The following is an 11,561-nucleotide window of genomic DNA, read 5'->3' as shown; positions in this document are numbered from 1 at the left end:
CGATATTTTTTCGCTCGCGGGCGCGAGCAAGATGTCCGGCGATCTGCAGGCAGTGGCTGTAGGAGCGATGAACCTGGTGGCAACGCTGCTTGCCATGTCGGTCATCGACAAGTTCGGACGCAAGAAACTGCTGCTGTTCGGCACGGTCGGGCTGGCGATATGCCTGACTGTGATTGGTGTTCTCTTCTGGACGCACAGCCATTTGAATCTGCTGGTATGGCTGTTGATGATTTACATTGCGCTCTTCGCGGTCTCGCATGGAGCGGTAGTTTGGGTCTACATCAGCGAAGTTTTTCCGAACCGTGTTCGAGCCAAGGGACAGAGCCTGGGCAGTTCGGCGCACTGGATCACAAATGCCGTCATCTCCCTGGTCTTCCCCATTTTTGCCAAGTCTTCCGGTTCAGCACCGTTCCTGTTTTTTGCGGCCATGATGGTGGTGGACTTCTTCATCATTCTGTTCTATTACCCGGAGACGGCAGGGGTATCGCTGGAAAAAATGCAGCACGTTGTGGGGGTGGATTAGCTGCACATTCTTGAATTTGCGAGGTAATGATTTTCATGCGTTTGATTTTTACCATCCTTGTTCTCGGCGCGTCCGCCACGGTTGCGTTCGCGCAGGCGCCGCCGTGGCAGCCGGACGTAACCCAGCAGCAGACTTATACTCTGCATCGCGAGTCAAGCACCGATCCCACTGGTGGAAATTCCGACTGGAAGACCGTTGCGCCGGGCGCGACGCAGACCGTACTCGATGTGGATGGGCCGGGCATTGTTTCGCACATCTGGTTCACGATTGCCGATCCCGAGGCGTATCACCTGAAGCGTATCGTGCTGCGCATGTACTGGGACGGTGAATCGACCCCCAGTGTGGAAGCGCCGATTGGCGACTTCTTTGGTCTCGGGCTGGGCACATATCACAACTGGGAATCAGAAATGCTCTCGGTCGGCAGCGACAAGGCGCTGAACTGCTTCTTTCCCATGCCCTTTGAGCGTCACGCTCGGATTACCGTGACCAACGAAGGCGCACACCCCATCAACGCGCTTTATTACAACATTGACTATCGCAAGCTCGCATCGAAACTGCCCGCAAACACGCTGTATTTCCATGCGCAGTATCGACAGGCGCAGCCCAATCATGGCTGGAGCAATGACTGGAAGGACAACGGCGACAAGATTGTTCTGGACAAGAAGAACCTCGACGGCAAAGACAACTATGTCTGGATGGAGGCCACGGGCCACGGTCAGTATGTGGGCGTAACGATGTCTGTCCTGCAGAACCAGGACTTCTGGTGGGGAGAGGGCGACGACATGTTCTTCATCGATGGCGCGACGACTCCGCAGATAGTTGGCACCGGCTCAGAAGATTATTTCCTCGGAGCATGGGACTTTGGCGGGAAGCCATTTTCCTATCAACTCTACGGGGCACCCGTATTGGAAAATGAGTTGGCGGGGGCGCGCGCCAGCGTGTATCGCTTCCATCTGGATTCGCCCATACCATTCCAGAAATCATTCAAGGCGACGATCGAGCACGGCCATGCGAATGCGCGGTCGGACAATTACTATTCTGTGGCTTATTGGTATCAGGCCGAGCCACACGCTGCATTTCCGCCGCTGCCGCCGGTGGAAGAGAGGCAGCCCGCGCTGCAATTTGTTGGCGGGCCGGGAAACGGGTCGGGAACGGCGAAACAATAAGAAAAAGCAGCCGCAATGGAAGCGGAATCCATCATGGCTGCGACAGTTATGAAAATGTCTTGACACCTCTTTATAGGGGTGGTTACACTCAGGGCGAATTTAAAGGTTTAAAAATAAGGAAAAAACTGATATTTACTGGAAGCGGATGTAAGCAAAAGGTGAGCCGAAAACTACAACCGGTGCTCAAAGTCCAATGTTTTCGGCAGTAGTTAAAGGTTTAAATGCATTGACTCGAGTTCGATCGTACTTGGAGGCGCGTTATGAAAGTTTCATCTATCGCAGTATTCTTGCTGGGCATGTCCGCAGCTGCGGGGCCGCTCAGCCATCTCTCGGCTCAGGCCGACCGCGGGACTATTAAGGGCGAAGTGCAGGACACGCAACATGCTGCCGTGCCCAATGCCATGCTGACACTGAAAAGCGAAGCCACAAATGTCGTTGAGACCAGCACGTCTGGACCAGACGGCCATTATAGTTTCCTGAGCCTCGCTCCTGGCATCTACTCGCTCTCGGCAGAAGCGGCGGGATTCAACACAACCGTGCAGCAGCATATCGAAGTGGGAGTCGGCAGCACGGTTGCGCTCAACATTGCGCTGCAGCCCGGAGCGGTGCAGCAAACGGTAACAGTGTCGGCCAATGCCGCTGCGATCGAGACACAAACCTCGGACATCGGCACGGTGATTACGCCAAGCGAGATTAAGGACCTGCCTGTTTCGTTGAGTGGAGACATGCGGAACCCGCTGAATTTCGTTGTCCTCACGCCAGGTGTGCACGGGTCGGTCCCAGGCGCGACGCCCGACTATCGCCTGCACATTAGCGGTTCCAACAGTTATGCCAATGAGGTCTACATTGACGGGATTCCGGTGATGAACACCAACCAGGCGGGCGATATTGGCAGCAACCATCCGCCGATTGACGCGATTGGGCAGTTCAAGCTCATTAACAACAATCAAACGGCGCAATATGGGCTTTCCAGCGGGATCGTTTCGTTTGCGTTCAACTCAGGCACAAATGCTTTTCATGGCAGCCTGTTTGAGTTTCTGCAGAACGATGCCTTGAACGCAGCCGGCTATGTGACGGACCAGCTTGGTTTGAAAAAAGCGCCGCTCAAGCAGAATGAGTTCGGCGGCACCTTCAGCGGTCCGGTGTGGATACCGAAGCTATACAACGGGCGCGATAAGACTTTCTTCTTTGTCGATTTCACGGAGTTCAAATACCGTCCCAGCGCAAACAATGCCACGCTTACGACGCTTCCCAATGGTTTCCGCAACGGAGATTTCTCGCAAGCACTGGGACCGCAGATGACGGTGAATGGCCAGCCGGTTTTTGACCCCGCTGGACGGCCAGTTTATACAGGCGCGATTTACAACCCTTTCTCCGCGCATACGGTTACCGGTCCTGACGGCAGGAACTACCCGGTGCGCGATCCGTTTCCGGGCAACGTCATTCCGCAGGGGTTCTCAGGCTTGAGTTCGGTTTCGCAAACCATCATGAAAAGCTTTCCCACGGCCGACAACAATGCGCTGTTCAATAACTTTGTCCGCCAGCAAAGCTCGAAGATCGATGAACATCGTCTCGTCGTGAAGATTGACGAGCATATTTCCGAGAAACATGCGCTGTCCGGGAGCTTGTTTTTCGGCGGCTATTCCAACAGCAACAACGGTAATTTGAACGAGCTGGACGCGACGACCAACACCGCGCCTACGCATCAATTCCGTTTTACCTATAACTACACGCATTCGCCGACCCTGCTGAACAATCTCAATATTGGCTACATCCGCGACACGAACTTCAGCGGGCCGCTCGTTCCCGGTCCCGGTCTGGCGGCGCTGGGTATCACCGGCCTGCCTCCTCTGGCCAAGGACAGCTCATATCCGGGAATCGGGATCGGTACGGTGCAGAACGGCATCGGCGGCGTCAGCGCATCGACGGTTGCCGAAAACCGCTACATTCTGAACAACAACCTTACGCTGATTCGCGGACGCCATACGTTCACCGTGGGCGGCGAAGTGCGGTGGCTGCAGCGCAACGAAGGCGGGCTTGCCGGTGGCAGCTTCACCTTTGAGCCGACGCAGAGCGCGCTCAATGGGACTGGATTTATCAACGGGAACCAACCTGTGACGATTCCGGTGGGTACAGGCGCGCCTGCCGCCAGTTTCCTCTTTGGCGGCATGGATTTTTCTCGTTTCGATTATCCAATCGAGTCAGCCTACCGCTGGTGGCAGACCGGCTTGTATTTCCAGGATGACTGGAGGGCGACTCCGAGCCTGACGCTGAATCTCGGGTTGCGTTATGACCTGCAGATACCCAGGACAGACACGCACGGCAATGTGTCCACCATGGACCCGACACTGCCCAACCCTGCCGCAGGCGGAATCCCCGGCGCTTTCACTTATTACGGCACCGGCACAGGCCGCAATGGCAAGCCGCGGATCAGCGACATTGACTACAAGGGCTGGCAGCCCCGCATCGGCTTTGCTTATACGCCGCCGGGGTTTGACGGCAAAACTGTGCTGCGTGGCGGCTTTGCCATCACGCGTCCGCTGGGCAATGACAATCTTGAAAACGGCATAGGCGGGGGCCTCTACAACACTGGCTTTGCCGGACTCGCGACCGTAAACCGGCCGCAAGACTATCTGGGATCTCCAGCCTACTACTGGGATAATCCTTATCCGCAAAGCGCAGTCAGCCCGCCGGGTTCGAATCTTGATCCGGGAGCGCTGGTCGGTAATGTCAATCCACCGATGATTCATCCCATCTCGGGCACTCCTCCGACGCAGATCTACTGGACAACGCAGATACAGCAGCAGGTTTCGTCGAGTATGGTGGCAAGTCTCGGTTATGTAGGCATGCACACTTACCACCTGGGAGTATGGTCGAAGCCGAATGAGGTGAATCCGACTGAAGCGCAGCAGACATATAGCGCGGCTGCGCAAGCTGCGGGTCTGCCTCTGAATGAGTTTCTGGCCCTGCCGATTACCGACCCCAGAGTTACGGCCGCTGGCATTCAGTCGCCGTGGCCGGGCTTTGTTTCGATATTTGGCGCAGGCGCGACGGCCAGCCAGGCGCTGCGTCCATGGCCGCAGTATGGCGACGTGGACAATCCGCTAAACCCTATTGGAAGCGTCTCCTATAACGGCCTGCAGACGAGCCTGCAGAAGCGGTTTTCGCAGGGGCTGACATTCCTGCTGTCGTATACGTTCTCGAAGACCATCGGGGACGTTGATTCCAACAACGGCGCGCTGGCTGGAGCGGAGAACGCGATCTTCGCGGGGTCTTTCTATCAGGACTACTACAACAACAAGGCGGAGCGCGCTGTTACCAGCTCCGATATTCCGCATGTTGTTTCTCTGAGCTATACCTATGAGCTCCCGTTTGGGCATGGGAAGAAGTTCCTCAACCATGGCGGGGCCGTGAACACGGTGGTTGGCGGCTGGTCGTTTTCCGGCATTCAGCAATATCAGAGCGGACGGCCCATCCACATTGAGTACGACGCTTTCGGCGCTTCCAATCCCTACTTTGCTGCAGGCGACGGTTTCAGCTTCCGGCCAAACATCGTTCCTCATCAGCCGTTCAAGAACCCGGCATACAAGCGCAGCTGCTCCGGCCCAGTGCAGGCCAGCGCAGGGCGAGACGCGTGCCAGTTCTACATCAATCCTGGGGCATTCTCGCTCCCGGCGCCAGGAGACTTCGGCAACGCGCCAAACCTGATATCTGCTCTGCGTATGCCAGCGTATATCGACGAGGACTTGTCCATTTCCAAGCGGACGACCCTCTTTGAAAATCTCAACCTGCAGATACAGGCGAACTTCTTCAACGCCTTTAACCGCACCATCTTTTCGTCTGGGGGCAACGCGCAGACGTTCATCATCAACGCGGCGCCGCCAGACCTGAGTTCCGCTTCATTGCAGAATTCAAATACAATTTTCGGCATCATGACTGCCCAGCAGAATGCGCCGAGAATCATCCAGTTCGGCATGAGATTGGAGTTCTAAAACCTGTGGCCATGCTCGCCGCGAGGCTGGTTCTTGTGGCGGGCATGGCCGTGCCGTTGCTGGGGCAAACTCTCTCACAAGAACAAATTGCCGCTCATGCGCAAGCGGCGCAGGATGCCGAGCGGCAGAATGATTTTGCCACCGCCGTCCGTGAATACCAGCAAGTCGTAAAGGCGCTGCCAGGCAATGCCGAGATGCTGAGCAATCTCGGAGTCGCGCTGTATTTCGATCATCAATTGCCGCAGGCCATTGCTGTTTTTCGTAAAGCAATGACGTTGCACCCGGCTTTGCTTGCGCCACATCTTTTCTCCGGGCTGGCTTGGCAACGTCTTTCCAATCCGGATGCGGCTATCCCGCAACTGGAGAAGGCCGTTCAACTCAGTCCTTCCGATGTGATTGCTCACACATGGCTTGGTTATGCCTACCTTGACCAATCACGTTATCAGGACGCGGTGAAACAGTTTCAGGACGCGTGCAATCTCGACCCGAAAAACATCGACGCATGGTATGCGCTGGGTGAGGCGTATCTCCAGATAGGTAAGTCTGCGACGAGCAAACTGCTGGCTATAGCTCCGGACAGCGGGCGAGTATGGCAGCTAGCGGGTGAGCAGTTTGAGTTGCAGGAAAACAAGCCGAGAGCGCTGAACGCCTATCAGGAAGCATTGAAACGCAGACCGGACATTGCTGAGCTGCGTACTCAGATCACCGAGCTGGGCGGAACTGTAACAGATGTGCCTGCCGCTGCTCCCATTGCGGGCGCGGCAACCAGCAAAGACGAGCTTTACCAGCAGGCGCATGATGCGGAAGAGCAATCGCGCACCGCATTTGAGCGCGTAGTTGCGATAGATCCCGATTCGTATCGCGCGCACCAGGTGATGGCGGACTCATTCGCCGCGGCGCAGAAGCGTGAAGATGCGATCAAGGAATACAAGACGGTTCTGCAACTGAAGCCTGATTTGCCGGGCATTCATCTCGACCTGGGCAGGCTTCTGGCTGAAAACGGAAAACTGCCGGAAGCGCTGCAGGAATTTGAGCAGGAGATTCAGTTGCAACCGCGATCTGCCGCAGCGCATGTTGAGGCGGGGAAGATTCTGATGGTCATGGGCAAGGACCCTGAGGCGGAAAAGATGCTGGCTGCAGCGCTTGCAATGGACCGGCCGCCGGCTGATGCCTATCTACAGATGGGAAAGCTAGATCTCGGACACAACAATTACAGCGCGACGATTGCCATGCTGACGCGCTATGTCTCGATGGCGAAGGACAATCCTGACGCCTACTACTTACTGTCACGCGCCTATCGCGCGACCGGCGACAAAGAGCGCATGAACGAGGCGCTTGAGTTGTTCAAAAAGACCTCAAAGGAAGCGCGGGCGCACAGTCTTCCGACGGAGTGACATCACTAGCGACGGCTACCCAGGAAAGTCTGGGCGAGGTTACTCATCGGATAACTTACACGCTAATTTGGCTAGCTTCTCGTGATCCAGAAGCTGCATGGCCAAACATTCTTGCCATCCAGCGTGGGAGCAAAGATCTTCAGCGCGGCAGGCATCCGGGTGAAGCTTCCTTCCCATGCAGGGAAGACCCGACGGAGCACGTCGGCGTGAAACTGCTGCATGGCACTGCTGGACCAGATCACGCGAAAGGCAGAATTGAAACACAGGAAGGCCTCAAGCAGATACTGTTCGCCCCAGAAACAGAGATTCTCCATGACGAATTTTTTCGGATAGTCAAGAGGAGTGAAGACATCGTGAAAGTGGACGAGCACGCCAGAAGCCAACTCGAGCAGAATGCGGAGACATTCGTAGAGAACATCGCTGTCGATTGAGACTACGTGGCTGGAATCAATAAAGAGGATGTCGCCAGCCGCGAGAGTGCGGAAGAGATCGATAGGGATGCGCTGCACCGGGGCTTCTATGAGCTGGCTGAGGCCGGGGAGGCCATTTTTGAGGAATGAGGGTGGATGCGGCTCGACGCTGATGAGCTGACTCGGATAGCCTGTGGAAGCATTTCTTTCCAGCGCGGCAGCGAGCACGAGCGTAGTGTTGCCGCTGCCAATTTCGATAACCCGTTTCGGGCTATGGTGGCGAACGAAAGAATAAGCGATCTCTGCGTCGATCCGCTCAAAGAATCCATTGTTAAAGTGGAAATGCTGGTCGTCGTCCCCGGTCTCGGAGAAAGTCCACTCGTCGGCATAGGGAAGGATATCGGTGTGCAAGTGGTCGATCTGGTCTTGAAGGCGGAGATCGACGGCCGTGAGAGGACGGCAGGCGGTCCAGTTTTTGTTGTGAAAGGACTTGAAGCTGGGCACGGGAAAATAGAAGTGCGATGGTGTGACGCTTACGCCCAAGCATGTCTGTATAGCATGAAAGAGGGACGCGAGAGCGAACCGGACGCTCGCGCTTCGCATGATGCTGCTCACAACAAATACCTCGGATGGAGACTCAGGCGTACGTGACGGCCCGCAGGAATAAGAGGTGGCGGTCCTATCTATATAGAGTCACAGGACCTAGGTAAGGCTGCCTGTCTTCGGCTGACTTTCAGAAGGCCGAGGATGATTCGCATTGGGTTATCCCGCGCAGGTTTCAACGTTCATATCCAAACGAGGTGCCTTCGACATGTGTTTCTCTTAAAAGTAATCGCGAAGAAATTAAAGCTAGGGAATTCCTTACTCGGCCTCATGCCGAGCTCACTGCACGTTGATTGTTTCCTGTGCCTGATAGACGTCTCCGTTGGCGTCCCATAGTTTGAAGACCAGATCGTGACTTCCTTTCACCAGTTTTTGCGTTGTGTCCACGTAGGAAGTCCCGCCGCCGCACGCTCCGTCGCTGCCACAGCCCTGGTTGTTCACGACGAGATTACCGTCGATGTACAACTGTGCGGAGGTCGGAATCCATGGCGCATAGCCGTTCGCCAGGATCTGCACCGGCGAGGTTACCGTCGTTCCCGACGGCAGGCAGATGTTCGCCGATTTTGGCGCTGCCGAGCACGCTGGTCCCGGCGTTCCGCTGTACACCGTAATTGTCCGCTCCGAACGGAAGTTGCGCCCGTTCGCATCCCACGCTTTCGTCACAAAGAAGTGCGTCCCAAACGGCTCCGCGAATGTTGTGTTGAAGCTGTTCACGTTCCTGGAATAGATGAGCTTGTTATCCACATACTCCTGCATCGCCGTCACGGTCGTCTTGTCGTATGCATTCGCCTGGATCCGCACCAGACTGTTCGAATAGATTCCGTCCACGGCTGGCACACCGTTATCGTCGGGTTGATCCGGCTTGTCGCACAGGACGATCGGTTCCCGCCATTTATGAAGATCTGCGTCATTCCATCGCCGGGCAGAGTCATTGCGAAGTCCATCATGCCGTCACGATTCCAATCCCCCGGCGCAATGCCGCCGAAGCCGCCCGAGGTTGCAGTGAAGACCTGCGGAGTCTGGTCGAATGATCCGTCGGGATGCCCCAGCCACACATACAGACCGGCACCGCCATATCCCTCGTGTGTGCTTTCCGCGCCAATGTCAGCGACGCCGTCGCCGTTTACATCGATTGCCCACGGTTCGCTGCCTGACATCACGCCGGGATCGGTCACCAATGTTCGTTTAAAGATCCTGTTATTCCCCTGGCCGTAGTAAACGTCGTATCCCGCACAGGGGTTATACTGCGGGCCTTTGTCAGGATTGTTCGTCAGTGTCGGATTACAGGTGTAGGAAATAATAATATCGGCCATCCCATCCTGGTTCAGATCTCCGACGTTCAGGTCTGTGGGAGCGGTATAAGGGCCCAGTTCTGCCTGATGGAAATCGCCGTGTCCGTCGTTCCACATCACATAGGCCGCAGTGCCAATCAGCGCGGCAATGTCTGAACTGCCGTTGTCATTGACGTCGCCTGCGCGTACGCGTGTTACGCTGCTCGTCGTGGCGAGACTCAATTTACCTGCTGGTGCAAAGTTTCCGCCGCCCTGGTTCTGGAAGAGTTCGATGGCGCCGCTGTTCTCCCCAACCGCAATGTCGAGACGACCGGTCCCGAAGAAATTGCCCACAGTGACCGAAAGCGGCGAGTTAGTCGTGGAATACTCCAGTGGTGGCTGAAAGGTACCATCGCCATTGCCATACCAGACATACAGATTTGGATTGTTCACAATTGTGATGGCGACCACATCCAGCTTGCCATCCCCATTCAGATCACCTGCCACCATATCGGCGGGCCCATTGGCGATCAACCCCACTGTGAGCGGCGCTTGAAATGTGCCGTCCCCATTGCCGAGCTGAAGTGTCAGATCATCAGGGCTGGAACCACCACCCATAAGGATGTCGGGCTTGCCATCGCGATTGAAATCCCCCTGGACGATGGTCATGCTGCCATAAATAGGGTAGGCATCGCGATTAAGTTCGAAGCTGGGTGTAGTTTGGGCACAGAGGGTAGCAGTCGCTGCGAGCAGCAGCGTGCCAGGCAGGAACCGGCGGGGGTACATTGTTTGGGAGCACTCCTGAACTCCTGGATACTAGAGAGCAATGCTGTGCCCAGTTAGGTTGCTCCGCCGGAATTATTTATAGACATCAGTTCACAGTAAAACTTCCGGCGAGCGAGGTCGTGGGAGACTACCTCCCAGCTTCCAATATTTATTGATTCGGACAGACCAAAGTGAACAGCACTCTTATTATTCTGGAACGTCAAGGACTAATCGACCCCCTAAATAATGCTTTTTCAGCCGAATCCGACGACGAGAGATATTAGGCGAAGAGCGTACACTCGTCGGAATACAGGTCTTGGCCAGGAGGGGATGAATGAAATGGCTCGTGTTCGCGGCGATATTTTGTCAGTCTATTCCGCAGCTTGCTCAACAATCAGTGCCTGAGATCAAGTTCCACGCCCAGACGGATTTCTTCAAGTTGCCGCCAGACCTGTATTTGGGAGAGGCTGCCGGCGTGGCGGTCAATTCGAAGGGACATATTTTTGTCTTCTCTCGGGGCAACACAACTGGCCCTGCATATGGTGCGGCGGCAGCGCAGTTGCTCGAGTTTGACTCTGATGGGAAGTACATCCGCGAGATCGGCCATCATCTGTATGCATGGAGCTTTGCGCATGCCGTAAAGGTGGACAGGGAAGATAACATTTGGATTGCCGACAAGGGTTCGGATATGGTCATCAAGTTCAGTCCTGATGGGCGGGTGTTGATGGTCTTCGGACGCAAGCAGGAGGCTTCCGACGAGGGTACTGGTCCACTCAGACATCCTAAGCCGCCGCTTGCGCCGGTTGATGGAGAGTTTCGCCAGGTTACCGACATGGCCTGGGACGCGGCAGGCAATACATATATCAGCGACGGTTACATTAATTCACGGATCGCCAAGATCGATAAAGACGGAAACTGGATTAAGTCGTGGGGTGAGCCGGGGACTGGCCCAGGCCAGTTCAATACGCCGCACAGTATTGCCACCGATGATGCGGGGAACGTGTATGTGGCTGATCGCGGCAATGGACGTATCCAGGTTTTCGATGGGGATGGCAAATTCCTGCGCGAGATACATATCAATGTGCCATACGATCACAAGATTCACCCGTGGATGGGGAACATGCCCTCCGAAATACCCGCCAGCACGGAGGCACCCGCACCATTGAACAAGACAATGTTAAACGGCTCACCGTGGGCAATTTGCATTACGCCAGGACCGAACCAAGTGCTTTATGCGTCGGACGGCTATCCCGGCCGTATCTATAAACTTACGCTGGATGGCAAGGTGCTTGGAGTGCTCGGTGCCAGCGGCCATGGTCCCGGCCAGTTTGGCTGGATTCACGAACTTGCTTGCCCGTCTACGAACGTTCTCTTTGCTGCCGAATTACTAAATTGGCGGGTTCAGAAGCTGACCTTGGAGCCAGCGGAATAAGCGGA

At 55.6% G+C, this 11,561-nt stretch carries 8 protein-coding genes; 5 read left to right on the top strand and 3 right to left on the bottom strand.

Annotated elements, in window-relative coordinates; genetic code table 11:
• The 4 genes from VEV40_RS11380 to VEV40_RS11365 all read left to right on the top strand — a co-directional run.
• Positions 1-523: MFS transporter (locus tag VEV40_RS11380; protein ID WP_324832424.1), on the top strand; the 523-nt coding region annotated here is incomplete at its 5' end.
• Between the two features lie 35 nt (positions 524-558).
• Entirely contained in the window at positions 559-1,689 is a 1,131-nt protein-coding gene (locus VEV40_RS11375; RefSeq protein ID WP_324832422.1) for a glycoside hydrolase family 172 protein, read from the top strand.
• A gap of 260 nt (positions 1,690-1,949) precedes the next feature.
• A complete protein-coding gene (locus VEV40_RS11370; protein ID WP_324832420.1) occupies positions 1,950-5,681 on the top strand; it encodes a TonB-dependent receptor in 3,732 nt (1,243 codons plus the stop codon).
• An 11-nt stretch (positions 5,682-5,692) separates the two neighbouring features.
• Positions 5,693-7,075: a tetratricopeptide repeat protein gene (locus VEV40_RS11365; RefSeq protein WP_324832436.1), complete on the top strand. Its 1,383-nt coding sequence runs from the start codon at positions 5,693-5,695 to the stop codon at positions 7,073-7,075.
• 71 nt (positions 7,076-7,146) lie between these two features.
• Here VEV40_RS11365 and VEV40_RS11360 read toward each other — a convergent pair whose 3' ends face one another.
• From VEV40_RS11360 to VEV40_RS11350, 3 genes are all read right to left on the bottom strand, one after another.
• The gene (locus VEV40_RS11360; protein ID WP_324832418.1) at positions 7,147-8,088 is read right to left on the bottom strand and encodes a class I SAM-dependent methyltransferase; all 942 of its coding nucleotides are present in this window, start codon (positions 8,086-8,088) and stop codon (positions 7,147-7,149) included.
• A gap of 279 nt (positions 8,089-8,367) precedes the next feature.
• Entirely contained in the window at positions 8,368-8,889 is a 522-nt protein-coding gene (locus VEV40_RS11355; protein ID WP_324832416.1) for a hypothetical protein, read from the bottom strand.
• Positions 8,850-10,145: a VCBS repeat-containing protein gene (locus VEV40_RS11350; RefSeq protein ID WP_324832414.1), complete on the bottom strand. Its 1,296-nt coding sequence runs from the start codon at positions 10,143-10,145 to the stop codon at positions 8,850-8,852. Before VEV40_RS11350 ends, VEV40_RS11355 begins: the two co-directional genes overlap by 40 nt.
• Positions 10,146-10,458: 313 nt before the next feature.
• Here VEV40_RS11350 and VEV40_RS11345 point away from each other — a divergent pair, with 313 nt between their 5' ends.
• Entirely contained in the window at positions 10,459-11,556 is a 1,098-nt protein-coding gene (locus tag VEV40_RS11345; RefSeq protein ID WP_324832412.1) for a peptidyl-alpha-hydroxyglycine alpha-amidating lyase family protein, read from the top strand.
• The last annotated feature ends 5 nt before the right edge of the window (positions 11,557-11,561 follow it).

The sequence above is a fragment of the Alloacidobacterium sp. genome (genome assembly GCF_035631355.1).
Lineage (GTDB): Bacteria > Acidobacteriota > Terriglobia > Terriglobales > Acidobacteriaceae > Alloacidobacterium.
The sequence above is the reverse complement of the archived record's forward strand: the minus strand, read 5'-3'. Positions and strand labels throughout refer to the sequence as shown.